The organism is Streptomyces sp. Root1310 (assembly GCF_001426425.1).
GTDB lineage: Bacteria > Actinomycetota > Actinomycetes > Streptomycetales > Streptomycetaceae > Streptomyces.
On sequence record NZ_LMEQ01000030.1, the window covers coordinates 728,087 to 753,922 of the forward strand.

The following is a 25,836-nucleotide window of genomic DNA, read 5'->3' on the forward strand; positions in this document are numbered from 1 at the left end:
CGCTCGATCAGCTCCTCAGGGCGTCCACGGCCCGAGCATGTTCTTCATCGCATCCGTCATCGCGAACTGCAGCAGCGGGCCGTAGGTGATCCGGCCGACGCCCAGGCGGCGGAAGCGTTCGAGATCGTGCTTGACGGGATGGGCCGTGGAGTTCACCGGAACGGCGACGGCGCCAATCACCGCCGCGAGCAGGCCGTCGTCGTCCTGAATACCCACCGGGTAGACGCTGTCGGCGCCGGCCTGCTCCAGGGCTCGCAGTCGCTCGATTGCCTCGTCGAGGACACCGGAAGCGTCCTTCGCGTGCAGGAAGAGGTCGGTGCGCCCGTTCACCCAGACCGGAACTCCGGCGTCGTCAGCCGCCCCGCGCAGGCCGGCGATGTAGCTCGCGTGCTCCTGTGTGCTGCGCACACGGCCGCCGTCCGAGTGGACGGTGTCCTCGATGTTGAGACCGGCGCCGCCGACTTCGATGAGCCCGGCGACGAGATCCGCGGGCTTCTGTCCGTATCCGGCCTCCAGGTCCACGGACACGGGGATGTCGACCGCCGCGATGATCGGCCTGACGGCGGTGAGTACTTCCTCGAAGGTCTGCCCCTCGTGGTCGTCGGCTCCCCGGGAGTCGGCGAGCGGATGGCTGCCGACCGTCAGCGCGGGGAACCCGGCGGCGGCTGCCGTCCGGGCGGACCAGACGTCCCAGACGGTCGGCAGCACGAGCGGCTTGTACTCGGCGTGCAGCTGCTTGAGGCGTTGAGCGCGCTCAACAGTGGTGCGAGAGTCCATGCCGAGGACGCTACACCTGGATTGCCACGAATATCGTGCCGGAGGGGCGCCGCCCGGTGACGGAAAGACGCAGCCTGGTTCCATTCTGGGTTGCCGACGTGGGCAGTGGGCGGGGCGATCTGAGGGATGCCACATCTGGCTCCGAACATCATCGGATGCATGGCGTTAGCCGTTGATCCTGTGACTGAGGGCGGTCTCACCAGTGGCTTCGCCCAGCTGCCGTGCCATCCCCTCGAACTGCACCGGGTGGATCCGCGTGCCCGACCTGACGTGGTCCCGCATCGATCACCCCTCAGACGCGGTCGAGGGCGACCAGCGGATCACCGGTGAGGTGATCACGCCTCAGACGCGTAATGGCCAGGTCGTGATCTCCCTGAAAGCTCTCCCGGAAGACCCCCTCGTGCGGTTCGCCGATCTATCAGGTCATGTCGTCAACGGGACTGTCACGAAGATCGTCCCGTTCGGCGTGCTCGTGTGGCTCGCCCCTGGCCTCGAGGGGCTTCTACACGTCTCTGAGACGACCGACCCGCCAGTCGGAAGCCCAGACCAGCTCGTGAGCGAGGGGGACGGGATCACGGTGCGGGTTGCGGAAGCCGATCTTCAGAGACACCGCGTCAGGCTCTGCATCCATGACTCTTGAGTCCGGGTCGCCGGGGCAGGGCAGGATGGCACATGGCCTGACCGCTCCGAGGAGAGTGGTCGATGGTGGACATGGCGTGTTCCCCGGCGCTTTGAGGTCGAGGCCGCAGAGCAACGGGTGGTCAATGGTGGCCGGGCCATATCAGCGGCGCCCCCACTTACAAGATCACGATCTACGGCTGGAGTATTAGCGGAAGCTGAAAGGATCCAGTACCTGCATCACCTGGACGACGGCTGGTCTGCCACCCACCGGTCTGACCATGGACGATGACGCGATCAGATCGCCGAACTCCACGAGTTCAACCCGAGTGACTTCTTTGTGGCGACTGCGAACCCGGTACCGCCCGAGGACCGGACGCAGGGTTCTGCCTCGTCGGTGTGCCTTGGAGGTACGGTCAAGGTCCGGACCGGCGCCGACGCCGACCCCGGCCCGGACCTTCTCCGGTGTCGGGCGGTACACCGTGGAGGGGTTCAGGCCGCATGTGTGCTGCCGACCCGCCCGTGGCTTTTTTTCCGCAGGTAACGCCGGTTGCGCCGTGATGAGTAGCGGAAGCCCCCCGGGTCGCCTCTGACGCACTTCGGCTGCGGTCTCGCAGCGCACTGCGGTGACGAACTTGCAGAAACCGCGCGGCCCAGGAAGGGGTTCTGTCGCGTGACAGTTCCGCGTCGGCTCCGGCACTCCAACCGTCCCTCCGCCTTGGAGCGAGGTGGTCCAGGACCTTGACGCTGGTGTCGGACGACGGTCAGGTCGCGGTCGACAGAGGCGCTCCGGGCTCCGGTCGAGTGGCGGCGGTGGGAGTCGTGCGCACCGTCAGGGTTGGGCAGCATCCGCCAGGGGGAGCCTGTGTCCTGCGGACCGCTGACTGACGCGGAACCCCTGTGGTGTAGCGGCCGTTGTTCGAAAGCCGGAAAAACTTCAGGGATGGAGTTGATGCACGGTGGAACGACGCATGCCGGTGGCGACGCACTGGGGCAGTTTCGTAGCCGTGGTCGATTCGGGTCAGCTGGTGCGCATTGAGCCCCGGGGTGATGACCCCGCGCCGTCGCCGATCGGCCCGGGCATGGTGACGGCTGCTGAGGACAGTGCGCGTGTGCTGCGTCCCGCGGTGCGCCAGGGGTGGCTCAACGGCTTGCCGCGCGCCGATGAAACGGCCAGAGGTGCGGACGCCTTCGTAGAGGTCAGCTGGGACGACGCGCTCACGCTGGTGAGCGAGGAACTGCGCCGAGTGCGCGCACAGCACGGGGACAGCGCGGTGTTCGGAGGCTCGTACGGCTGGGCCAGTGCGGGCGGGTTCCACAATGCGCAGGGTCAGCTCCAGCGGTTCCTGGCGTTGGGCGGGGGCTACACCGACTCGCGCAACACGTACAGCACCGCCGCTCTTGAGGTCATCCTTCCGCATGTGATCGGCGGGGCTCCGTGGAGCTACCAGTCCCGGATGCCGATGTGGGACGAGATCGCCGAGAGCTGTGAGCTCGTGGTGGCGTTCGGGGGGCTGGCTCTGAAGAACAGTCAGATCAACCCTGGCGGGCTGGCCCGGCACCAGACGCGGGACCTGCAGCGGAAGTGCCGTGAGGCCGGCGTGCGGTTCGTGAACGTCAGCCCGATCCGCAGTGACACCGCCGACTTCCTCGACGCCGAGTGGCTGCCGGTCATCCCCAACACCGACACCGCCTTGATGCTCGGCATCGCGCACACGATGCTGGTCAACGACTGGTACGACGAGGACTTCCTCATCCGCTGCTGCGAGGGGTTCGACCGCTTCGCCTCCTACCTAACCGGCGACGTGGACGGCGTCGTCAAGGACGCCGACTGGGCCGCGAGGATCACGGGCGTCAGCCGCGACACGATCCCCGATCTCGCCCGCCGCCTGTCCACACAGCGTTCCCTCATCATGGTCAACTACGCCGTACAGCGGGCGGACCACGGTGAGCAGCCGATCTGGATGTCGGTCGTGCTGGCGGCCATGGCGGGTTCGCTGGGCCGGCCCGGCTGCGGCTGGGGCGCGGGCTACGCGACGATGGACGCGACCGGTGTTGCCCCGGGCCGACCGTCTGTGGCGTCGATGCCGCGGGCGGCGAACCCTGTCGCGGACTTCATTCCGGTCGCCCGGATCGCCGACACCCTGCTGGAACCGGGTGCGACCATCGACTACGACGGTCAGCGCCTGACCCTGCCGGACCTGCGCCTGATCTACTGGTGCGGAGGGAACCCCTTCCACCACCACCAGGACCTCCACCGCCTCACCCGAGCCTGGCAGCTCCCGGACACGGTGGTGGTCCATGAAGCCTGGTGGAACACCACGGCGAAGTTCGCCGACATCGTGCTTCCCGTCGCGACCAGCCTGGAGCGTGACGACTTCGCCGCGGGGTTCTCCGACCCTCACCTCGTCGCGATGCCGAAGGTCCGCGAGCCGGCCGGCGAGGCACGCACCGACCACCAGATCTTCGCCGCTTTGGCTGCCCGGCTCGGCTATGAGCGCGAGTTCACCCAGGCGCGTTCCGAGATCGAATGGGTCCGGCACCTTTACGTCCAGACACGGGCGAACCTCGGCGACGACGCGGCCCTGCCAGACTTCGACGATTTCTGGCAACGCGCCTCCGGTGTCGAACTGCCGGCACTCAGCGGGCCGTTTCCTGGCAGCTTCGAAGCGCTGCGCGTCGATCCGCAGCGCTTCCCCCTGACGACGCCGTCGGGCCGGATCGAGATCTTCTCCGAGGAGATCGACTCGTTCGGCTACGACGACTGCACCGGACATCCGACGTGGTTCGAACCCGTGGAGTGGCTTCGCGCCGGCCTGGCGGATCGCTTCCCGCTGCACCTGATCTCGAATCAGCCTGCCTCACGCCTGCACAGCCAGTACGACAACGGTGGCCAGAGCCTCAAGTCAAAGATCCACGGCCGCGAGCCCGTAACGATCAACCCGCAGGATGCGGCATCACGCGGTATCGAGAACGGCATGATCGTGCGCCTCTTCAACGACCGAGGCAGCTGCCTGGCGGGCGCGATCCTGTCGGACGCCGTTATGCCCGGCGTCATCCAGCTGTCCACCGGAGCGTGGTGGGACCCGGCCCAGCCGGGCCGGAGCGGAACCTTGGACCGCCACGGCAACCCGAACACTCTCACCGGGGACCGCGGGTGCTCGCGTCTGTCCCAGGGACCCAGTGCGCACAGTGCTCTCGTCGACGTCGAGGTATACGACGGGCCGGTCGAGGAGGTACGCGCCTTCACACCACCACACCTCGAACACTGAAACGAAGCCGACTCGACGACGGGCGAGTTTGCCGTGTTCACCCTCGTCGGGCGCCCGGTCGGCAGGTCCGACCTGGCGCCCAGCCTCCACTCGGACGTTTGCGTCGCCGTAACTGTGTGAATACGGTGCGCAGTCATGACTGCACTTCAAGATCTCAAGTACGGCCAGTGGTTCAGGGGCGCCGATGTCGACGGCGACGGGTTCATTACCCAGCACGACGTCCGCAAGATGAGCGAGCGCTACATCAGCGCCCGCGAGACCACCCCTGATGCCGAGACCGTCCGCCGGCTCACCGAGGGGATGGACCAGTTCTGGTCGAACGTCATCGCCCCGATGGATCAGGACGGTGACGGGAAGGTCGATGTGCGGGAGATGACCGAAGGCTTCAAGAGTGTCCTGACTGACCGCGCGCTCTACCCGCAGCAGATTGCGCCGGTCACTGACTGCTTCTTCGACCTCGTCGACCTCAACGGAGACGGCAAGATCGACCAGGCCGAGTTCCAGCAGATGTTCGACTCGGTCGCCGCCGTCCCCGGCGGGGACTGCGTCGCCGTTTTCGCCGCTCTGGACCTCGATGGTTCCGGCGGACTGGACCGTGACGAGTTCCACCAGGCACTCGAAGAGTTCTTCTACGGCAACGACCCCGCCGCTCCCGCCAACCACATCTTCGGCAAGGTCACCGCCTGACAGTCCCCGGAGCCGCGCTTATGCCAGGGCCTGCCACCTGGCTGGTGCTGTGACCGCCTAGGTTCACCGGGTTGGAGCGGTGCTTCCCTTGCGCCGAGCGGGCGCTCAGCCGCTCAGGAACGCTCGTGCGAGGAACCCGTCGCGGGAGTGTGAAGGAGTCACCGGCGGTCGGATGACCTTTGTCGTCGAGAGAGAACCAGCCTGCGTCGCTCCCGGTCGATCTCAGTGACGACGACCGTGACCTCGTCGCCGGCCTGGACGACATCTGACGGACTTTCCACGGGCGTCGAGGTGAGCTCACGCAGGTGGACCAGTCCCTCGATCCCGTCAGTGACCCGGACGAAGACGCCGAACCGGACCAGTTTGGTGAACCGTCCGTGCAGCTTTTGCCCCACCGCAGTGCGGTCGGGGTTCTCACCGGTCTTCACCCGGTACAAGGCCATGTCCGCGCCGCGCAGGAGGCGGGACGCACCGGCAGCGTCGGGCAGGTCGGAGGCGCGGGCGGTCCCGCTGGACACGGCCGGGGTGAGGGTCTGCCCGCCGTGGCGGCGGGCTGCGCGAGCAGCTGGTGCAGCGCGGTGACCTCCCGCAGCGTCGAGGTCGGCTCGAGCAGCACGGCGACACCGAACTCGTCACCCCCGAGCCGGGCGGCGGGACCGCTGCGTGCCTGCGCCCACGCCCCGAGCCGATGTCCTACGGTGGCGATGAGGGTGTCGCCGGCGGCGCGTCCGAGGGCGTCGTTGACGCCTTTGAGCCGTCTGCGTCGGCGACCAGGACGTGCAGGAGGCTGCGGTGCGCACGGGGCAGGGACGCGGTGCGGGTCGCGGCGGGCGGCTTGAAGGTGCCGGCGGACCCCGACGTCGTCGGCGACGGCAACCGCGAGGGGCACCGCGACGGCGGCGAGCGCAAGGATCCGCGAGCGCTGCCGTAGGGCGGGAGCGAGCCGTACGTCCCGACGGCGCGGGTGCCGCGGCGGGCCGCGGGCGGGTGGCCGGTCGGCCCGTCCGGTCCTCGCCCGGCCCCGCGCGTAGCAAGGCGGGGCGAGGACCAGGCGGATCGACCGGAGGTCAGTGCTGGCGCGGACGGGTGACGGCGCTGCTGGGGATCAGCCGTCGCTGTCGTTGCTCAGGGCGGCGAGGTAGCCGGCCCAACTGTCCTGAGCCAGGGCGGCCCATCGGGTGGCGGTGTTCCTGTGAATCCCGAAGAGGTCGCACATAATGATCGGCGGAAGTTCACCGGCCATGCCGAACAAGGCCGTGTTGCGGGCCGCGAGGGTGGGCAGACCATGCTTCGCGAGCTGCGGTGCCTCACGGACGCGTCGCTGCCCCTCTGAGTACCGGCCGAGAGTGGCGCGTCGGCGGCATCGCGGATGATGAACCACCCGGCGGACGGTCGAGCAATCTCCGAGTGTGCGGCGGGCAGGTGCTGGGCGGCGGCACGGAACCACAGCTCCCGCACGGCCGCCGCGAACGCCCTGTCTGTCCCCTTCCACCTGGCGGCACAGCTCGGCGAGCCGACCGGCACATGACCAGATCCTGGGGTCCGATGCGGCGACCGAGGACGTCCCCGACTGCTGAGACCCCGGCCCGTGAACACGGCCGGGGTCTTCCGCTGTGCGAAGCCGCCGGCGGTGGCGGCGGTCGGCTCAGTCGGCGGCGAGCAGGTGGGCGGGGGCGATCCGGGACAGCCCCCGGATCGGCACCGTCAGAGCCGCCACCACCAGGGCGGTCGCCGCGAGCGTGGCCAGCAGCGCGGCGCCGACGACCGTGAACAGGTGTCCGTGCAGCACGCCCCGGCCGAGGGTCAGCACCCCGGCCAGGCCGGCCACCGCACCGGACAGGCCGCCCAGCAGAGCCAGTCCGATGCCCTCGTAGAGGGTCAGCTTGGCCAGCTCGCGGTTGGTCCAGCCGGTCGCCCGCAGCACCGCGAGATCGGCGGCGCGTTCGCGCTGCGAGATGACCAGGACGTCGATGGCGCCGGCGGCGCCCAGCAGCAAGGACAGGGCGACGCTGAGGTAGTCGGCCTCGCGCGCCTGCGCCACCACGGCGCTGCCGAGCAGCGACCCGGCCACCTCGCCCCTGAAGGCCAGCGTCAGGGCGAGCAGCACCGTGAAGGCGGCCACTCCCAGCGCCAGTCCTGCCGCACCCAGCAGCGTGCGGCCCCGCACCCGCAGCAGGTTGAGCATGGCCAGTCCGGCCACCGAACGCACCGGGCGTGCGCGGAGGGCCGCCGTCACCGGGGGCCGGACGGCTTCCATAGGTCCCAGCCGGGTGGCGAGCCAGGCGGGGATCAGTCCCGCCGCCGTGGCCAGGAGGAGCGCCACCGGGAGCACGAGGAGTGACTTGGAGCCGGCTTCGGACTGGCCCAGCACCCGGCCCAGCACATATGCGAGTACCGTGCCCGCGGCTCCGGCGGCGAGGCCGATCACCGCCAGTTCGCCGAGTACCAGGCGGAGCACTTCGCCACCGCTCCAGCCCAGGCAGCGCAGCGTGCCGATCTCGATGCGACGTGACCGCACCGAGGCCAGCGCAGCCTGGCCGAGGAAGAGCGCGCACACGACGAGGACCAGCACGAAGAGCACCGCGCTCTTGGTGTCCACCGCCTTGAGAATGCGCAGTGCCACGCCCTTGGCGACCCAGCGCTCCGTCACCTGTGCCGAGGCACTCAGCGTCACCGTCTGCGGCGCGGGCGAGCTGCCGACGGTGACGTCGACCTGGAGCCGGGGGTAGGCGGCCCGGATCGCCCCGGCCACGGCGTTGACCCGAGCCCGGGAGGCGGTGTCGACGCCGGTCACTCCGGCCACCCGGATCCTGATCGCGCTGACCGGTGCCTTGTCCTGGAGGCTCGGGACCCGGCGGCTCTTGGTGAGCGCGGTGATGGAGTCCATCGTCGTCAGCATGGTGGGCGGCGGGCTGACGTAGCCGCCCAGGTTGCGGTCGGGCTGCAGCGGCTTGCCGTGGAGCTTCGCTCGGGTCGCGCTGTCCGCGCCGGTGACCTGCGGCGCCTGGTAGGTCTCCAGCGGGGTGTCGGACAGGGGTGAGAAGCCGGGCAGTTCGCCGGTGTCGTAGCGGCCGACCAGGTGGACGAAGGGATTGGGCAGGCGTCCGGAGTCCACGCCGTCGCAGGTACCCAGCCCGATGCAGTTCGTGGCGGCGTGACTGGTCACCTCACGGTACTGAGTGCCTTGGTGGTTCTCCTCGGGGACGTTGGTGAACGGCTGCTCGTTGAAATTGGTGATCCACAGGCTGGGCTTCTGCGGCGGCTTCGGCTGCGCGGCGAGTTCGCCGTCGGAGGTCCGGCGGTAGGTGACCGGGCCGACCGTCCAGTAGGCCCCGGTGTCGAACGAGTTCTCGGTCAGTGCCTTCCGGTAGCCCTTGCTCAGGTCGACGCGGGTCCTGCCCACCGTGGTGCCGTGCAGGCCTCGGACGAAACTGCCGGCTGTCGGGTTGCCCAGTTTCGCGGGCAGCTCCGCCGGGTCGCCGACGTCCAGCCGCTCTACGCTGGCGTCGAGCGTGCCGGTGGTCAGCGGGTTGTCGCTGAGCAGCGCCGGGATGTAGGAGTCGTGCTGTCCGTGGACGCTCTTGGCGGACGACACCGTCCACGGCTTGTCCTGCTCGGTGAGCATCCGGCCCGAGACGATGGTGTCGCCCAGGCCCACCAGCCGGTCCTCGGCCACCGGGTCGATGGCGGACAGCAGCACGGGGTAGCTGACCGGAACGTCGATGGTGGCCTTGTCCTGGCCGGACTGGCAGTTCATCCGCGAACTCAGGTTCGGGTCGAACGGCGACTTGTCCCTGAGGTCCTCGGCGATGATGTTCGGCTTCAACGGCAGATTCAGGTTGAACTCGGTCTGCTCTGTCTTGTCCCAGTTGAAGTAGAAGCAGACGTCGTACTTCCCCTTGATCCGATACCGCTGGGTGCTCTTGTCGGCCTCGCCCGTCTCCAGGGTGTCGGACTCGAAGAGGCCGTCCGACTCCGACGCCGACGTGAGGGGGGAGCGGGTGAGGTAGACGTACTCGTCGGAGGTGCGGTAGGTGCCCAGTCCGGAGGTGAGCGTCGGGCTGATGCGCAGGATCTGCCGGGACGCCTTGCCGTCCAAGAAGCGGGACACGTCCACGGTGACGGTGCTCGCCACCATGAGGTAGCCGATGTTGGCGACCGGCGCGGCCACGTCGACCCCGGCCATGCTGCCGATGCGCCGGTACTGGGCCATGGTGATGCCACCGAACGTCCCGGACAGGAAGTTCGGCGAGACCAGACCGCTCTGCCGCTCCACGTCCGTCTGCGAGTCGGGCGGGCGCACCAGGACGTCGTAGGCGGACCGTGCGTTCTTTTGTACCGTGCCCACGGTGGTCGCCTGGCTCGTGCTCACCGTCGCGGTGAGCAAGGTGAAGCTGGTCGCCGCCACCAAAATTCCGGCGGCCAGGGCCAGCGCGCGCCCGCGCCGCCGCCGGAGCTGATCGAGGATCATCGCTATCACGGCCGCAGGCCCCCCAGCCGGTCCAGCACGTCGCCGGACGGTGTGACCCGCTGGTCCGAGGTGATCCTGCCGTCCTGCAGACGTACCACCCGGTCGCCGTTGGCGGCGACTTCGGCATCGTGGGATGCGATCAGCATCGTCATCCCGTAGCGCTCGCGCAGCGACATCAGCAGGTCGATGATCTCCCGCCCGATGACGCTGTCCAGGTTGCCCGTGGGCTCGTCGGCCAGTAACAGTCCTGGCCGGTTGATCAACGCGCGTGCGACGGCGACGCGTTGCTGCTGTCCGCCCGACAACTGCGAGGGCAGGGCGTCGGCCCGCTGGTCCAGGCCGACAGCTTCGAGCAGTTCCATGCCGCGCGCACGCCGGTCGAAGTCCACTCTGCGCGGCAGGACGGGGGCGAGTACGTTGTCCAGCACGGTCAGCGCGGACAGCAGGTGGAAGCGCTGGAAGACGAAGCCGATACGCCGCCGGTGACGGTCCAGGGCCCGGGGCACCAGCTGTGTGCCGTCGATCTCGACGTGCCCCTCGTCGGGCTGGTCCATGCCGCCCGTCAGATGCAGGACGGTGGATTTGCCGGCGCCGGACGGCCCGGTCAGCATCACCACCTCGCCGGCCGCGACCTCCAGGTCGACCTCGTCCAGAGCGGTCAGCCCGGGATACCGGCGGCTCACCCCGCGCAACGCCACGCTCACAGCCATCGATGCAGCCTCGCCCTCGTACATTGCGCCACATACATTGTGGCAATTCAGGGGTATGTTGTCACAATGTAGAAGGGACGTATATGCCGCTCCACCACGCCGTGCTCGCGCTGCTGACCCACCGACCGAATCACGGATACGAACTCAAGGCCCGGTTCGAGGAGGCCGTCGGTCCGCAGTGGGGTGGCCTGAACATCGGTCACCTCTACCAGATCCTCGAACGGCTGGTCCGTGACGGCTATGTCTCGCGCTCGCAGGTCACGCAGACCGACCGGCCCGACAAGAACCTCTACACGCTCACCGAGGCGGGCGAGGCCGAGCTGCGCTCGTGGGCGACCACCGCCTGGGTGCGCGTCGGCGGCTTCCGCGACGAGCTGTTCCTGAAGCTCCTCGGCGCTGTCGCGCTGGGCCCGCAGGCCCTGACCACGCTGATCGATTCGCAGCGGCAGACGTACCTGTCCGAGCTCGCGGGCCTGGCACAGCAGCGCCGCGCCCACGCCGACGAGCCGCTGGTCGCCGTCCTGATCGACGCCGCCATCGCGCACACCAAGGCCGACCTCGGACTGCTGGACAGCGCCGCACAGCATCTGGGCCCGCTCGCCACGACACAGAGCGTGCAGGCGCCGGAGCGCTCACACGCACAGGCGCAGGGCGACACCGACGAGACCGGCGGTCATGGCGAGATGAGAGGGGACCGTACGGAGTCCGCTTAGGGGCAAGGCCGGGACTCTGTTGGTGATGGCGGAGGGGTGCTGACGTCCGGGCTGGTGGCGTGCCTGGCTGTTTGAGAGCGGGGCGGTGCCGCGGGTGGGGGGCGGTCGCGGTGTCGCTGTGGTCGGAGAGTCATCAGCGGATCCCGGTCAGGACGGTGCGGGCTGTGTGTCCTGCGATCTCACGGTCGCTGGGGGTGAAGCGTCGAGCGGTCCGATGCGCCCATCGTGAAAGATGTATTCGCCTGGGCCAAAGCCAAGCTGCAGCGAGGCTAGCGATCGCCTGAAGATCACTGCAGCCCCTGGCAGGCGGGGGAGCTCGCGCCTGGCGACACCCGGCGGGGCGCTGGTTGGTAATTGACATGATGGGCGGCGGCAAGATTTCAGCTGTCTCCAGGGGCGACTATGACGTTCAGGACCGAAGCCGATTCCGGAGTCGCCGATCGGGACGAGTGGTCCTATGCGCCGGCTGTCGGCGTCGGACCACTCCGGTTCGGCATGACCGTCGAGGAAGTGGTCGAGGCGGCTCAGGTTCTCGGCCAGACGCAGGTCAGCGATTGCGCACGGGATCACGCGATCTTCTCGCCGACTTGGAAGATCGAGGTCCGTCGCGGGGCCCCTATTCCGCTGGCCGTCACGGCTTATGTGAGCCGGGCTGTGGGATTGTTCTGTATCGCGGCCGATGCCGTCCACGGTCCCCAGGTGGGGTACGACGGAATCTCGCTGGTCGGAAGGGACCTGTCGGAACTCGAGAGCGACGCGATCGCGCATGCCGAGGCAGTGGACGGGCACTTGCGCTACACGCCCGAGGGCTATGCGGGACCGGATGATCCCGGGGTGGTCGTGCGGGGGCAACTCGTCGGGGAGGTCCTGCGATCGCGTCCGTTGTTCATGGTGAGGCGCGACGGCGCGCATACCGAATGGGACTCGATGCCTTCCGAGGAGTATCGCCACGGTCGGTCAGCGCCTGACGTGGCGTGACTCATGGCGAGGGGTTAAGGAGATCGCCGAACCATCGTCGGCTGGGGCCACCCGAGACCGGAAGCCGCGGCCGCGTCAAGCCAAGGACCCCGGCACAGGCAAGACCCGTAAGCAGCCCTACTTCATCCACCCCGGCATCGTAGAGGTCCCGGGTCACCGCGTTGACGGCCTGGTCCATCGCTTCCTTGGATAGGTCGCCGCAGGCGCCATAGCCGGGGGCGGCGTTGCTGGCGTCGGAGGAGTCCAGGAGTTCCCTTTCGATCCAAGCGCCTCACCCGGCGGAGATATCGGGCCCGGTCGGGACGGGGACGGGTGTGGCGCTCTTGAGAGCGTCCTCGGCGACCTTGTCGGCCTGGTCACTTTCCATCCACTCGGTGGTGACCTCGCTGGTGATGCGTAGGAAGGTGGCGTCGTCGATGCCGCTGCACGCGGCCGGTCGACTGTCGGTGGGCATCGGGCTGCCGTTGGCCCTGGCGGACAGGCCTTGTTCGAGCTGCTTGGCCATGGCGGTCTTGCAGGCCTGTGGCTCGGCTGCTGTGTCGGAGCCTGAGCTGCATCCGACGAGGGCTGCGAGGGTGAGCAGGGTAGCGCAGGCCGCGGCGCGGGCGTTCATGGTCCCCCCAAGGACATGCGGTGCTGAGGGAGCATCATCTGCCGATTGCTGGGCGTCTGGAACACTTGTGCCCGTGTTGTGACCCGTATAGGTGGCCCGCCAAGACTCCGGCCGTGGGCACGAGACGGGCTTCGTCGTAAGTCTCGAAGGATCCCGGCTGCTCTCTGCGGCGAGTGTTGAGCCGGTCCCCAGGCTTGGCAGTTGCCCGCGAGTGGCGGTCCTGGGCGGCGTCGGACCTCGTGTGCTTAGGGCTGGCCAAAGAGGTTGGGTGCCGGAAGAGGGCACAGTTGTCCTGCTTCCCGCGGGCGGCTTCTCCGAGTGGGAACGTCGCCCCCACCGACGACGTGTGGGCCGTCCTCGAGCGAACACCTCGCGACAGCGCCGGTGACGCCGGAGTTCGGCGGGAGCTTCGATCGCTGCGCTGGTGGCTGGTGCCGTCCTGGGCCGAGGACGTGAAGAGCGGCTCACGCCTGATCAACGCGCGGGTGGCGACCGTGCACGAAAAGCGGGCCTACCGCCGTGCGTTCACCCGGCGTCGCTGCCTGCTCCCCGCGGACGGCTTCTACGAGTGGGAACAGATCAGCGCTCGTCCCAGATCCGGAGTGTTGCCTTGTGGTCCAGCGCGGCCATCAGCCGGTCGTTGCAGGCCAGGACGGCGGTCACGGCAGGGCCTGTGGGGCGGTCCGCTCCGGATCGCGCAGGACGGGGGTGTTCCACGGCTGCACGGTCCCGTCCGCGCCGCCGGTGGCGAGCAGGGCCCCATCGGGTGAGAAGCCTATGACGCGTACCCCGGTATGTCCCATCTGCAGGGGAGATACCGTCCGAGGCTCCTCGATCCCGTACGCCTGGCGGCCACTTCGAGCAACCGACGGAATGCGCCGAGCTGCCGGAGCATCGCTTCCACGCATCCTGCGCAACCCCATCCCCTCGCCGACTTCCCCGTACAAACCACCTGCGCAAGTGATCTTTCGAATGGCACTATTGGGGCGGCATACACGTCTTGTCCTCATCTCCTCATCGAAAGAGTGAGCATCCGTAGATGCGAATATCTCTCGGCACGACGCGCCGTACAGGTGGTGCGGCCGTGCTCTCCTTGGCAACAGCCCTGGCCGGGCTCGCCTTCCCCACGACCGCGCATGCGGCCGTGACCTGCTCGGCCGGCGTGTGGAAGGCCCAGTACTACGCCAACACCACCCTCTCCGGCACTCCGAAGGCCACCGTCTGCGACAGCGCCGTCGCCGAGAACTACGGCTCCGGCGACCCGTCCGGCGTGACCCTGCCGAACGACAACTTCGGCGTCCGCTGGACCACCACCCGCAACTTCGGCTCCGGAGGCCCCTTCGACCTGAGCCTCGCCGTCCAGGACGGTGCCCGCGTCTACCTCGACGGCTCCCGCAAGATCGACCTGTGGCGAAACGTCACTTCGACCCAGCGGAAGACCGTACGCCTCACCATCCCGCGTGGGTCCCACACCCTGCGCGTGGACTTCGCCGCCTTCACCGGCACCGCCAACATCTCCTTCTCCTACGCGCCGGTCATCGGCGCCACGTACGACAAGACCGTCCCCCTATCCCCGGTCGGCGTGAAGTCCAGTTTCTCGGCGTCCACACTGAAGACGACCCTGACCTGGTCCCGCAACTACGAGATGGACATGGCCGGTTACCGCGTCTACCGCCGCGTCGCCGGCACCAGCAGCTGGAGCCTGCGCAACTCCACTCTGATCACGGGCACCACCTTCAACGAAGCGCCCCCGGCGACCGGCGCCGCCTACGAGTACGCCCTCCGCGCCGTCGACCGCTCCGGCAACGTCTCCCCGCTGTCCGCGGTGACGAGCGTCGTCAGCGCCGACAGGACGGCCCCCGCCGTGCCTACCGGGCTCACGGCCACGTACGACCCGTCCGCCGGCGCCCGGCTCGCCTGGTCCCCGGCGAGCGGGGCGAGCTCCTACGAGGTGCAGCGGGCCGTCGCGCCCGAGGGGCCGTTCGCCCCGGTCGGCGCGCCCCTTCAGGGCGCAGCCCTGACCGACCCGGCCGCCGCCGTCGGCACGACCTACTACTACCGCGTGCGGGCCAAGGACGGTGCCGGCAACGCCTCCGCGTACTCCGCGCCCGTCCGGCTCGACGCCGCCGAGGCCAAGCCGCTGCCGCCGACGGCCGTCTCCGCCACCGGCCGGCTCGACCGCAACACCGTCGGCTGGCAGTACGACGGTGACGCGTCCCACCAATTCCACGTCTACGGCGCCGACTCGGCCGCCGGCCCGTGGACCCGGTTGACCGACACGCCGGTCGCCGGCACCAGCTACGACGACCACGCGGCGCCCGTCGGCGAGGCGCGCTACTACCAGGTCAGGACGGTCACGACACTCGGCACGGAGTCGGACCCGTCCACGACTGCCTCGGCCACCCGAATCCGCGACGTCACCCCGCCGCACATGCCGTACGGCCTGGACGCCTGGGACGCCACGGACGGTGTGCACCTCGTCTGGACGCCCAACACCGACGACACGGACCACTATCTGGTCATGCGCAAGACGATGTTCGGCGCGTGGGAGCAGATCGCCGTGGTGCGGGACGGCACGTACCTGGACACCAGCACCGCGCCCGACGTCCAGTTCGGTTACACCGTCCGCGCCGTCGACGGCGCCGGCAACGTCTCCCCCCTGCCCGAGCCCGGCTACGGCACCGTCTACGGCAAGCGCCTGCCGGTCTACGAGAAGCCGGCCGCGCCCGCCTCGGTGACCGCGACGGCCGACAACGGCAACGTCAAGGTGGAGTGGACCCCGAGCACGTCGACCGACGTGGCCGGCTACTACGTCTACCGCACGACCGTCACGGACCCGACGACGGCCTACTCGGTCTCCCCGCTCATCACCGGGACGACGTTCACGAACGTGGACGTGCCCGCCGGCAATTCCTGGTACTACGTGGTGCGCGTCGTCAGTACCCACAGCCAGTGGTCCGACTACTCGCCGATGGCCGCGGTCACCGTGCCCTGCCCGGTCCTGACCGGACCGCCCACCCCCCGGATCACCGGAGGCGGCAGGGGCGCGGACTACGCCCAGCTCAACTGGCAGGTCGGAACGTGCGACCAGGGTGCGACCGTCTCGTACAACGTCTACCGGTCCACGTCCAGCGCGGACGTCTTCACCCCTGAGCGCCGCATCGCCACGGGCGTGACGGCACTGACGTACAAGGATCCCGGTCTGGCACGGGCGTACTACTACTACGTCGTCACCGCCGTGGCCGCCGACGGCACCGAATCGGCCCCGCAGGCAACGCCGTTCGGGATATCGATGATGGCACCCTGACGCCCCCGCTCGATCCCTCGGCCCCGTCGTCCGGACGCCTCATGCCTGCGGACGGCGGGGCCTTCGCGTCGGAGGGCGGCAGTGCGGTCAGGGTGACGGCTTCGTCCGGACCCGGCGCGCGGCGTCGACTTCGTCACGGCCCGCAGTGGCGGTCGGCAGCGATGAAGGGGCCCGAGCATCTCCCCGCAGCGCGACCGTTCAGTCCGAGGCGCCACATGCGTATGGCACGCATGGCCTGAACTCTCCCCCGAGTGCCACTGATAGGGCCTCGTCGTCGACCTCGGAGGACTGGAGCCCGGTGGGGTTCCCCGTCCTGCGAAGTCATGGTCGTCAGCGCCGACGGAAATAGAGGGAGGCCCCGACAGCCAGGGTGCAGAGCAGGCCCGCCACGCTGATCCAGAGTCCCGCCGACATGCCCGCGACCAAGGCGACGACACCGATGACGACCAAGGAGACCGCCCCCGCAAGAGCCATCCACAGCCCCATGGCAGCGGTGGCCTCGCCCACCGGGTTTCCTTCGCCGATCATGTTGCCGTCGTCAGGCATGAGTCTTTCTCCCGTTCAGGTCAGGACAGTGAATCTTGCCTCGCGCCTGCGGTCACGTTGCTGACCGTTTCGGCAGCGATCCCGTACCCCGCAACGGCCGGTGGGATTCAGGTAGGGCACTCCGGCAGCCGCCTGCCTCCTGACCTCCCGGAGGGCCGGGCAGCCACTGCCCTTGCGCATTGCTCGCACCGCGTTCGGTGCCCGCGCGGAACTGACGGGGCCTCGGTGTCCTGGCATCGGGGGCTGACGGGGGGACTACCCGTTCGGCTCCACGCCGGCGGCGTTCCGGTTCCTCGTGGGCGCCGCGCTCTCGCCCGTGCACCTGCGGCGCTCGGCCCGCCTCAGCCGCCCAGGCGGGCCACAGCGACCGTAGACGGCATGGCCCACGCTGTCCTGCCGGATGGTGCAGGTGAATGAGCGGCCGGCTCGTGTGCTCTACGCGTCGGTATGGCCGTGAGGTCCGCGGCCACACCGGCCCCCAACTGGCTCTTCTTCGGCGAACAGTGCCAGGCCACCGACTTCTACACGAGCAGTTCGCCGTCGATGACCGTGACTGCGCGGCCGGTGAGGAGGGTACGGTCGCCGCGCAGTTCGGTGCGGACGAGACCGGAGCGCGGGGAGGCCTGGAGGCCGGTGAGGCTGGGGCGGCCGAGGCGCTCGGACCAGTAGGGGGCGAGCGCCGTGTGGGCGCCACCGGTGACGGGGTCCTCGTCGATGCCGATGTTCGGGAAGAAGCAGCGTGAGACGAAGTCGTAGCCCCGGGAGGGGTCTTCGGCGCGGGCGGTCGCGATGATGCCGTGCCGCGCGTACCGCGCGAGGGCCGCGTGGTCGGGGGTGAGTCCGCGGACCGTCTTCTCGTCGGCGACCTCGATCACCAGGTTGCCGACGTTCGGGCCCGTGTCGTGGGCCGTCAGTGGTTCGGCGCCCAGCGCTTCGGTGACTTCGTCCGGGACGGTGACAGGGATCAGCGGCGCGGTAGGGAAGTCCAGTGTGATCGAACCGTCTTCGTCGGCAGTGGCGATGAGGACACCGCTGAGCGTGGCGAACCGCACCGGCCCTTCGTGGGCGCCCGTGGTGTGCAGGATGTGCGCGGTCGCCAGCGTCGCGTGTCCGCACATAGGTACTTCGGTGGTGGGCGTGAACCAGCGCAGGGCCCAGTCCGCCCCGCCGCCTGGGGGAAGGCGCCGGGTGAACGCCGTCTCGGCGTGATTGACCTCAAGGGCCACGCTCTGGAGCCAGGCTTCGTCGGGGAAGGAGTCGAGGAGCAGGACCCCGGCGGGGTTGCCGGCGAAGGGGCGGTCGGTGAAGGCGTCGACGATTCGGATGCGCATGGGGCGAAGCTAGCCGCCGGGTGGACCTACGCGACAAGGCCAATCGCGGGGAGGTGGACCGATGGGGAGGGATGGGGGAGGGGGGTCGTGGGCCGCAGGTTCCGGTCCGGAACTACGCGTTCCGGCGCCGCAGGGCATCGCGGGCAGACTGAAGGCAGTGGAGAAGGCCGCCCTGTGGATCCGGGGCCGGTCGACGACCTTCTTGCTGCGACCTCATCGCTAGCGTCGTTTCCGCGAACCGCGCGACAGTGTGGGGGACTGCGTCCCCGGGGATCTCGACGAGATACCCGGGGGCACGTCCGCTTGACGGCCGTGTGGTCAGGGCGCGTCGATGAGGATCCGGCCGTCAGTGGGCACGAGCGCGGCGATTCCGCTTGCGTAGGCGGACTGTACGCGGGAGCGCTCGGTGGCGTTCGGTGTGGCGTTGGTGCAGGCCGTGCCGGCGCTCGATCCTGACATCAGCTGTGAGCAGGGGCCGGGCTTGGTGTCGGGCAGGCCGAGACTGTGACCCAACTCGTGAGCGGCGATCCGGGTCTTGTCGTAGCCCTGGTCCACGGCCTGGCTGCCGAGCTCGACGCGGACCTGACGGCCCGGACGAACGGGGCCGAGCGTGGCCTGCGGCCAGCCTGTGGTGGCGACGATCACGATCTCGGCCACGGCGCCGGGCGCCGCTTCCACCAGATGGACGTTGCTCACGTTCGCGTTCCATGAGGCGACTCCGGCCGCGATCGCGGCTTCCCAGCCTCCGGCGCGACTGTCGTCGTAGCGAAGGGTGACCGCTGCCGCCTGCGCGGCGGACGATTCACTCGCGGGAGCGGGAGCGGGAGCGGGAGCGGGGGCGGCGGTCGCGGCGCCCGCCATGGCGAGGACGAGCGCTGCGGCGGAAGTGCCTGCCTTGAACCAAGTGCCGAGGGGCATTGCTGCTCCTTCATCCGTGGGGGGAATCCGGCCCCGGCGGGGCCGGGTACGCGAAGGAGCGGTAGGGGGCGTCCGGTGGGGCCGGACGCACCGTCGACCGCCCTCCGGGGCGTTGCGATGGTATGCCCTACGAGCCCGGTCTGCCATGTACCTGCCATGACGAATATCCGTCAGAATCCAGTCCGCAAGGCGAAATTGCCCGGCCGGCCACCGAACACCGCGGCCGCGGCCGAGCGGTTCAGACTGCCGGAGTGGGTGTTGGTGTCCTCGGCGGGCACGGTGGCCCCTGGGTGAGGGTGTTGGGGATCAGGCGTGAGTGATCAGGTAGGCGGGGCCCTCACACCGGCCGAGCTGGCCGGCGGTCAGCCGGCCTCCGTCGAAGATGAGCCCCACCTTGTTCAACGGCAGGCACGGCCCAGCGTGAAGGAAGTGAGTCAGGAGCAGCTTCGGCGTGTCCAGACCGAGTTCGAGGCCCGTCTCCTCGACCGCCTCTCGCCGTACGGTCTGCAGCGGGTCCTCGCCTGGGGTGTCCAGGTTGCCGCCGGGAATCTGCCAGAGTCTCGATCTCAAGCCGTAGAGCGAGCGGAGCTGGACCGGCCGGTCGTATTCGTCGCGGATGTACAGGAAGCCGTACACCGTGTGGTGGGGGAGGGTCTGCGCGTACTTGGGGGACGGTCTGCGCGTACTGCTTGGGCGTCATCGGCATGGGGCGGTCGGGCCGGACAGGGCGGTGGTCGAATGCGAGGGCCAGGCGGCCGGTCCGGGTCGATGCGCACGGTGTCCTCCGAGCTGAGCGGATCCTCGAAGGAGTGGTACGGGACGATCCGCTTCACGATGACGTCGAGTTCCCGCCCGGTGTCCCGGTCGTGGAAGACGACCGTGTCAACGACTGTGACGGCGCGCTTCTGCGGGGTGGCCACATTCACTTCGATCGTCTTGCGGCCTGCTCCCATGGTGGCGCGGGGTGACAACGGACTGCCGGCGGGGTAGCGCCTCCCTCGGCCCGTGTTCAACCTTCCAGGCTTTCGAGGGCCTCGGCCAGCCACTTCTTTTCCTCGGTGCCGGTGGCGCGAGCGATGCGCAGCATGCCCTGCTGGAAGAGGCTGGGCGCTTCCTCGGCTCGCACGGGCTTGCCATCGTGGTAGAAGAAGCTCGCCGGGATGTTGAGGAAGGTCTGCCGCCGACGCAGCACCGCCGCCTGCTCGGCACGGTCCGGGAGATGGTGCAGGAAGGCAAGCAGAGTGAAGAAGCGCTGCCCATCAGTGATTTCGGCCTCCTTCGGGCGCCGCAATCGGGCCAACAGTTCGGTGCGGCCCGCCTCGGTGAGGGACAGGATCCGACGGGGTGCGGCACCGCTTCCAGGCTCGGTGTGCTGCTCGACCAGACCCGCTTTCACGAGCCGGGAGATAGCCGGATAGAGCGCTCCGTCACTTACTGGGCGGATGTGACCACTGAGGCCCTGGATGCGGGCTTTCACCTCGTATCCGTGCAGAGACTCCTCGAAGAGGAAACCCAGAATCGACAGCTCCAGCATGCCCCGAGCTCCTTCCTGTGCCTGTCGGCGCGCTTGCCCGTCCCGTCCTGCCATGCTATCTCTTTTCGCTGTACCTCGATTAGAGGTACAGCGAAAAGAGGGGTGCGGTCATGGGGGCAGCAGAACACCGACGCGGGCTGGTGTCGCTCGCGTATCCGGTCTACTTCGAGCTACTCGCGGGGGTCACGGCCGGGATCATCAACATGGTCTGGGTGGCCCGGCTCGGCGGGAGCGCCGTTGCCGCGGTGGCTGTTGCCACGAATGTCGAGAACCTGCTGCTAGGCGTCATCCTGGTCGCCGGCTCGGGCACGACTGTGCTCGTCGCACGAGCCAGAGGAGCGGGGGATTTGGCAGCGATGCGATCCGCCGTGCGGGGCGGATGGGTCCTGTGGGCACTCGTCACGCCCCTGGTCGCGATCGGTGGATACCTGTGCCGCGAACCGCTCGCCCACCTCGTTCTCGGCGGCAGCGGCGGCGACTCGCTGCCCCTCGCCACTGGCTATTTCGCAATCGCATTGCCGGGAATCGCGGTGTTCTTCGCCACCAACGTCGTGGACGGCATCCTCAAAGGCGCGGGCGACACCCGCACCCCAATGAAGCTGGCGATCCTCGCGAACGGCCTGATTCTCGGGCTGGACCCCCTGTTCATCCTGGGATTCGACCTCGGGGTGCGTGGGGCAGCGATCGCCACAGTGCTGGGCCGGACAGTCGCGCTCGCCTGCGGCCTTGTGGCGCTGCGCCGCAACGGCGTACTGCGGCAGGCAGCCCAGGCAGCCCAGGCAGCCCAGGCAGCCCAGGCAGCCCAGGCGGCCCAGGCGGCCCAGGCGGCCCAGGCAGCCCAGGCGGCCCCGAACCGCGCCGGTTCGCTCAGCGCCGATGCGCGCAGGACCGCTGCGACCGGGCTTCCCATGTCGGCCGACTTCGTCGTACGAATGGCGGGGGCGCTCGCACTTGTCGCCATCGTCGCCCGGATCGGCGTCAGCGAGGTCGCCGCGTACGGGATCGCGACGAAGGCGATGTACGTCGCGACCATGGCCTTCTACGCGGTACGCCAGGCTGCCGCCATCCGCACCGCCCATCTACTCGGTGCCGGGCGCGACGAGCGACGGGCCATCGGACGGCAGGTGTTGCTCCTCGCCGGATCGCTGGGCTTCACGGCTCTGCTCATACTGCTAGCAGCCGGGCCGTGGATCATGCGTGCATTCGGCAGCGAGGGAGAGGTGGCCGAGGCGGGGGCGCTCTATCTGCGCTGCCTGGGACCGTACTTGGTCCTTCTCGCTTGCTTCATCGCGCTGGGCGGCGTGTTCGAGGGCAGCGGTGGCAGCGCCGCCCTTGCGCGGGTAACGGTGTGCGGCGTGGCACTCCAACTCGCACTTGCATACAGCCTGTCGGGTTCGGGGCTGCCCGGAATCTGTCTGGCCATGGCGCTGGCCATGGCACTTCAGTGCGCAGCCATCGCCAGGATGTATGGGCGCACGGAACATCCGACAGTCACAGACTGCGACAACAGTCGGCTGCAGATCGCCGTCGCACAACCCGACAGCCCTTCACCCGACAACTGACCTGCCTATTCAAGCAGTTGGAAGTCCGCGTATGTCGGCACGCGGTCCAGGGGCGGAACATCTTCGGCGCGCGCCACGACCTGGCGGATGAACTCCTCGACTCCCGGTTGCAGGTTGGGGCGGGCTGCTTGCAGGCGCCGCTCGACCTTCGCGAGCGCGGGCACTCCTTCCTCCGCGGGGAGCGGTGCTGCGCTGCGGTGGATGGCCGCGGCCAGGGCGCCGATCTGGTGGATGACGTACCAGATCCCTTCTTGTGCTCCGTCGGCCCGCCTACCCGGCTGCTGTCGCGGTCCCAGGAGGCGTCTGTTCAGGTGACGATGCGCCCCACCGCCTGCTCGGCGAGCTGTCGCACTTCCTCGGGCGGGAGGTCCGGGTGCGGGGGCGCGGCCGTGGTCATGCCCAGCCCGTTTCGGAGTAGAGGCGGCCGGCACGGATGCCCTCGATGGCCACTCGGGTGTAGGGAACGAGATTGTCGGGGAGCGCGGCCGGATCCCAGAACCTCCACCGGGTGCACTTGTCCGGCTCGCGCAGTTCCGGCTCGCCGCTCCAGGTCCGGGCGCGGAAGAACAGGCCCATGCGGGGCCGGTCCCCGGCCGTGTCGATGTGGTGGACGACGTGGACGAGTTCGACGTCCTGGCGCTCGATGCGCAGGCCGGCTTCCTCTCGCGCCTCCCTGATCAGGCAGGTGACAGCGCTCTCCTGCTCACAGTGACCGGCCAGGACGTGCCAGGTGGACGGTGCGAACTCGGAGTCGGGGTGGCGCAGTCCGAGCAGCACCGTCCCGTCGGGCCGCTCCAGGTAGAGGTGGACGCCGATGACGTTGAGGACCGTGCCGTGCGGCGAAGCTGGGCGGCACTCCTCGTTCGATGCGAGCCCACTTTGCGACGCAATGCTGGACGCGTTGGCCGGGCGGCTGGCGGCGTGGCGCCGTACGAGGTCGCACGTGGTGTCTGCGATACGCAGGCGGTGGAGGTCGCCGGGGGCGAACCAGGCCAGCATCACCCCTTCCGTCAGACGGAGGTCGCGGGGATCGCCGTTCCACTGGCCGGCGTAGATGGCGATGGGCACGCTCGCGCCGGCGTCATCGGAGGCGTACTCGGTGCCGAGCGGGGTCAGGTCGGCGAGGTCGAGGCCGGCTTCCTCGGCCAGTTCGCGCCGCACGGTGTGTTCCAGGGTGGCGTCCTGGGGCTCCCGGCCGCCCCCCAGCAGGGACCACATGCCCGGCTCCCAGATCCGGCCGGGGAAGTAGTCACGCAGGTGGAGCAGGTACTCGCCGCGGTCGTTGTAGATCAGGGCGGAGGCGTTGGCGGTCTGCGGCTCGGTCCGCGGCGTGAGCTTGAGCAGCTTCGCGCGCAGTGAGGGGGAGGTCACCCTGTCCACGGGTCGCCATTCGATGCCGCCGACCTCTTCCGCCTGCAGCACCACTGGCACCGCTGTTGCGGGGTGCAGGCGGAAGAGGAACCGGAGGTCGAAGTGCTGGTGGCCGGGTTCGCTTTTGCCGGGATGGGCGTCGATGTTTTGGATACCGATGCCGATGTCGAACGGCACGGCCTCGTAGCCGGGCCACGGTGCCACAGCCTCAGCCGGGATCCCGGTCTCCTCGTGCAGCTCCCGCAGCGCCGCCCCGGCAAAGGACTCGTCTGCGGGCTCGGGGTGTCCGCCAGGGGCGAGTACCTTCCCGCTCGCCAGATGCAGCACGTGCAGGACGTGGCCGCGCGTGTCGATGACGACCGCGCCGCAGGTGACGTGTCCGGTGAAGGTGGAGCGGCTGGCGATGTCGGTGGAACGTTCGAGGGCGTCCAGGAGGGCGCCGAGCTGCTCGCGCTCGTAAGGGTGGCGAGCGAGGTAGGTTTCGACGGTGGTGCGGACGTGGTGGAGCGATAGCGGCATAGGGCTACCTCAGAGGTGCGTGGAGCGGGACGAGTCGAGGTGGGGAGGTCAGCTCAGCCGCATCCCCTCCGCCGGGATCCCTTCGAGGGCGGCGGGGCGCGCGGTGGGCAGACCCACCGCTCGCATGCTGTGACGCGGTGGCCCGGTTCGCGCCGACCGAACACAAGTCCGCCGTCGCCGCGGCCGCACGGCGCAGGGTCTTCGGCCTCGCCACCGCAGACGTCCGTCTCGCCTGACCTCTTGCGCGTCAGTTCGGCAGCCAGTGCAGCTCGTGCGACAGGGCTTTGGCGACGGCACGGACGCGGCGGTGTAGTGGCGACTGCTCGCGTGGGAGGACCAGGTGGATCGTCAGACTGGGCGCGCCCCGCAGCGGTCGCCAGGTGAGACCGGCCGGTGATGCCGTGACCGCGGCTTCTCCGGCCGGGGCGAGGGTGACCCGGTCGCACAGGTCGCGCTGAGACATGTCGAATGAGACTGCGGGCGTGTGGAATTTGGGGTGTGGTCGGATGTCTCGGAACAAGGCGGACAGCTGATCATGGATCACGGGGTTGGCTGCACGGTCCGGGAGTCGCAGCGGATACGCGGCCGCGTCGGCGATCTCGATCTCCGGGTGTTCGGCCAGCGGATGGTGCTGCGCCAGCTGGACCCCGACGCGCTCACGCCGCAGCAGGAACCGGCGCACGCCACGGCCCGGCTGTTCACCGCGGGTGATCCCGGCGTCGATGCGGCCGTCGGCGACCGCGGGGGAGATCTCCGGTGTCGCCATCGGGACCGCGCCGACCTCGAGTCCGCCGTTGCCGCGAATCAGCCTGTCCACCAAGGCCGGCGCCGTCTCGGCCCCGGTGCTGAGGCTGTATCCGATGCGCAGCGTGCCCAGTTCACCGGCCGCCGCGCTCCGGGCGGTGTCCCATGCCCGGTCCAGCGCCGCCAGCGCGGGCGGCGCGGACTCCGCCAAGGCCGCACCGGCCGTGGTCAATACGACGCTACGCGTGTCGCGGACCAGCAGGGCCGTACCGAGTTCCGCCTCCAATCGGCGCATCCGGGCGCTGAGTGCGGGCTGTGCGATACCGATGCGTGCGGCCGCGCGGGTGAAGTTCAACTCCTGGGCCAGCACCAGGAAGTACCGCAGGCTCACCGTATCCGGCGCCACGTGCCCTCCCTGCCGATTGATAGCGATCCGTTCTGAGCCTATGCCGTACCGGTCTTTCCCTCGACCGCCCATCAAGCCCTAATCTGCGTGTATGACGATGCAACTGACGTCAGCAGTACGGGACATCGCACTCACGCACACCCCCGATTTCGAGTCCGCCCTCACGGCTCTCGCGAAGGCCGCGGCCACCGAGCCCGCTGAGCTCGACCATGGATTCTGGCGCGATCCGCCCCACCCGGGCCCTCCCCGATGTCGTCGCCTTCGTCGGCGACCTCCCGCTGTGGCTGGCCACCGATTCCCACGCGCTCCTCGAAACCACCTCCGTCCTCACCCGGATCGCGATGCTCCGCACTTAGCTGGGTCGGCGACAGTTCTTAGCAGGAGCTCCCAGGTAACCCGGAGTGTTCCGGTCTCATCTCTGGACAGAGGTCGTCATGCATAAGTTGGTGGTCCTGTATCCCAAGCCCGCCGACCCTGACCACTTCCGCGACTACTACGTGACCAACCACCTTCCACTGGTCATGGATTGGCCCGGTCTGCTTGCGTGGCGCTACAGCTTCGACGTGGCGGCGACCACGGGAGAAGCGCCGTATTTCGCGGTCTTCGAAGGTGAATTCGCTGACGCCGCCGCCATGGCCGCGGCGCGGGCGTCGCCGCAGGGCCAGCGAGTGGCCGCCGATGTCAGCAACTACGCCACCGGCGGTGCTGTCATCATCCACTATCCGGTGCAGGACGGCACCGGCTGAGGCAGGCCGGTAC

General features: G+C 69.1%; 23 protein-coding genes and 1 pseudogene. 10 read left to right on the top strand and 14 right to left on the bottom strand.

All coding sequences use genetic code 11. The features are described from left to right. Positions 1-15 precede the first annotated feature (15 nt). On the bottom strand, positions 16-777 hold the full coding sequence (locus ASD48_RS30430) for an isocitrate lyase/phosphoenolpyruvate mutase family protein (RefSeq protein WP_057604957.1): 762 nt from the start codon (positions 775-777) through the stop codon (positions 16-18). 256 nt (positions 778-1,033) lie between these two features. Here ASD48_RS30430 and ASD48_RS30435 point away from each other — a divergent pair, with 256 nt between their 5' ends. The 3 genes from ASD48_RS30435 to ASD48_RS30445 all read left to right on the top strand — a co-directional run bounded on the left by ASD48_RS30435 (position 1,034) and on the right by ASD48_RS30445 (position 5,354). After that, a complete protein-coding gene (locus ASD48_RS30435; RefSeq protein WP_057604958.1) occupies positions 1,034-1,417 on the top strand; it encodes a S1 RNA-binding domain-containing protein in 384 nt (127 codons plus the stop codon). Positions 1,418-2,366: 949 nt separating this feature from the next. Further along, positions 2,367-4,667, top strand: coding sequence for a molybdopterin-dependent oxidoreductase (locus ASD48_RS30440; protein WP_057604959.1), 2,301 nt, complete (start codon positions 2,367-2,369; stop codon positions 4,665-4,667). 135 nt (positions 4,668-4,802) lie between these two features. Next, a complete protein-coding gene (locus ASD48_RS30445) occupies positions 4,803-5,354 on the top strand; it encodes an EF-hand domain-containing protein (RefSeq protein ID WP_057604960.1) in 552 nt (183 codons plus the stop codon). Positions 5,355-5,512: 158 nt separating this feature from the next. Here ASD48_RS30445 and ASD48_RS30450 read toward each other — a convergent pair whose 3' ends face one another. The 3 genes from ASD48_RS30450 to ASD48_RS30460 form a co-directional block, all read right to left on the bottom strand. Further along, a complete protein-coding gene (locus ASD48_RS30450; protein WP_242432775.1) occupies positions 5,513-5,797 on the bottom strand; it encodes a S1 RNA-binding domain-containing protein in 285 nt (94 codons plus the stop codon). 1,202 nt (positions 5,798-6,999) lie between these two features. Then, positions 7,000-9,825 carry an ABC transporter permease gene (locus tag ASD48_RS30455; protein ID WP_057604961.1) on the bottom strand — a complete coding sequence of 942 codons (2,826 nt, stop codon included), beginning with the start codon at positions 9,823-9,825 and terminating at the stop codon, positions 7,000-7,002. Positions 9,826-9,830: 5 nt separating this feature from the next. Beyond that, positions 9,831-10,535: an ABC transporter ATP-binding protein gene (locus tag ASD48_RS30460; RefSeq protein WP_057605067.1), complete on the bottom strand. Its 705-nt coding sequence runs from the start codon at positions 10,533-10,535 to the stop codon at positions 9,831-9,833. Between the two features lie 83 nt (positions 10,536-10,618). Here ASD48_RS30460 and ASD48_RS30465 point away from each other — a divergent pair, with 83 nt between their 5' ends. Both ASD48_RS30465 and ASD48_RS30470 read left to right on the top strand, forming a co-directional pair. Further along, on the top strand, positions 10,619-11,248 hold the full coding sequence (locus ASD48_RS30465) for a PadR family transcriptional regulator (RefSeq protein ID WP_057604962.1): 630 nt from the start codon (positions 10,619-10,621) through the stop codon (positions 11,246-11,248). A gap of 402 nt (positions 11,249-11,650) precedes the next feature. Continuing rightward, positions 11,651-12,226 (top strand): hypothetical protein, encoded by a 576-nt coding sequence (locus ASD48_RS30470; protein WP_057604963.1) that lies wholly within the window; start codon positions 11,651-11,653, stop codon positions 12,224-12,226. A gap of 271 nt (positions 12,227-12,497) precedes the next feature. On the opposite strand, the gene ASD48_RS30475 is transcribed toward ASD48_RS30470, so the two are convergent. Next, on the bottom strand, positions 12,498-12,839 hold the full coding sequence (locus ASD48_RS30475) for a hypothetical protein (RefSeq protein WP_057604964.1): 342 nt from the start codon (positions 12,837-12,839) through the stop codon (positions 12,498-12,500). A gap of 311 nt (positions 12,840-13,150) precedes the next feature. Between ASD48_RS30475 and ASD48_RS45740 the strand changes: the two are divergent. Beyond that, positions 13,151-13,420, top strand: a pseudogene (locus ASD48_RS45740) (SOS response-associated peptidase family protein); the annotation flags it as partial. Between the two features lie 78 nt (positions 13,421-13,498). Here ASD48_RS45740 and ASD48_RS45745 read toward each other — a convergent pair. After that, entirely contained in the window at positions 13,499-13,642 is a 144-nt protein-coding gene (locus ASD48_RS45745) for a hypothetical protein (RefSeq protein ID WP_242432787.1), read from the bottom strand. 281 nt (positions 13,643-13,923) lie between these two features. Here ASD48_RS45745 and ASD48_RS30480 point away from each other — a divergent pair, with 281 nt between their 5' ends. Then, positions 13,924-16,146 (top strand): PA14 domain-containing protein, encoded by a 2,223-nt coding sequence (locus ASD48_RS30480; protein WP_057604965.1) that lies wholly within the window; start codon positions 13,924-13,926, stop codon positions 16,144-16,146. A gap of 330 nt (positions 16,147-16,476) precedes the next feature. Here ASD48_RS30480 and ASD48_RS44495 read toward each other — a convergent pair whose 3' ends face one another. From ASD48_RS44495 to ASD48_RS30500, 5 genes are all read right to left on the bottom strand, one after another. Beyond that, positions 16,477-16,692, bottom strand: coding sequence for a hypothetical protein (locus ASD48_RS44495; protein WP_157880741.1), 216 nt, complete (start codon positions 16,690-16,692; stop codon positions 16,477-16,479). A gap of 521 nt (positions 16,693-17,213) precedes the next feature. Continuing rightward, positions 17,214-18,023 carry a PhzF family phenazine biosynthesis protein gene (locus ASD48_RS30485; protein ID WP_057604966.1) on the bottom strand — a complete coding sequence of 270 codons (810 nt, stop codon included), beginning with the start codon at positions 18,021-18,023 and terminating at the stop codon, positions 17,214-17,216. A 318-nt stretch (positions 18,024-18,341) separates the two neighbouring features. Then, complete coding sequence (locus ASD48_RS30490; protein ID WP_057604967.1) at positions 18,342-18,941, bottom strand: snapalysin family zinc-dependent metalloprotease; 600 nt, start codon at positions 18,939-18,941, stop codon at positions 18,342-18,344. A gap of 306 nt (positions 18,942-19,247) precedes the next feature. Further along, positions 19,248-19,577, bottom strand: a complete 330-nt coding sequence (locus ASD48_RS45750) for an NUDIX domain-containing protein (protein WP_242432776.1) — start codon at positions 19,575-19,577, stop codon at positions 19,248-19,250. A gap of 373 nt (positions 19,578-19,950) precedes the next feature. Further along, on the bottom strand, positions 19,951-20,475 hold the full coding sequence (locus ASD48_RS30500; RefSeq protein WP_057604968.1) for a PadR family transcriptional regulator: 525 nt from the start codon (positions 20,473-20,475) through the stop codon (positions 19,951-19,953). A gap of 110 nt (positions 20,476-20,585) precedes the next feature. Here ASD48_RS30500 and ASD48_RS30505 point away from each other — a divergent pair, with 110 nt between their 5' ends. Continuing rightward, positions 20,586-22,037: an MATE family efflux transporter gene (locus ASD48_RS30505; RefSeq protein WP_057604969.1), complete on the top strand. Its 1,452-nt coding sequence runs from the start codon at positions 20,586-20,588 to the stop codon at positions 22,035-22,037. A gap of 5 nt (positions 22,038-22,042) precedes the next feature. Here the strand turns inward: ASD48_RS30505 and ASD48_RS44500 are convergent, their stop codons facing one another. From ASD48_RS44500 to ASD48_RS30515, 3 genes are all read right to left on the bottom strand, one after another. Further along, positions 22,043-22,201, bottom strand: coding sequence for a hypothetical protein (locus ASD48_RS44500; RefSeq protein WP_157880742.1), 159 nt, complete (start codon positions 22,199-22,201; stop codon positions 22,043-22,045). A gap of 229 nt (positions 22,202-22,430) precedes the next feature. Next, entirely contained in the window at positions 22,431-23,927 is a 1,497-nt protein-coding gene (locus ASD48_RS30510) for an NUDIX domain-containing protein (protein ID WP_057604970.1), read from the bottom strand. A 247-nt stretch (positions 23,928-24,174) separates the two neighbouring features. Beyond that, the gene (locus tag ASD48_RS30515; RefSeq protein ID WP_057604971.1) at positions 24,175-25,077 is read right to left on the bottom strand and encodes a LysR family transcriptional regulator; all 903 of its coding nucleotides are present in this window, start codon (positions 25,075-25,077) and stop codon (positions 24,175-24,177) included. Between the two features lie 209 nt (positions 25,078-25,286). On the opposite strand from ASD48_RS30515, the gene ASD48_RS44505 reads away from it, so the two are divergent. Together ASD48_RS44505 and ASD48_RS30520 are read left to right on the top strand one after the other, a co-directional pair. Next, the gene (locus tag ASD48_RS44505; RefSeq protein ID WP_157880743.1) at positions 25,287-25,433 is read left to right on the top strand and encodes a hypothetical protein; all 147 of its coding nucleotides are present in this window, start codon (positions 25,287-25,289) and stop codon (positions 25,431-25,433) included. A 78-nt stretch (positions 25,434-25,511) separates the two neighbouring features. Beyond that, positions 25,512-25,823, top strand: a complete 312-nt coding sequence (locus ASD48_RS30520; protein WP_057605068.1) for an EthD family reductase — start codon at positions 25,512-25,514, stop codon at positions 25,821-25,823. Positions 25,824-25,836: the final 13 nt, after the last annotated feature.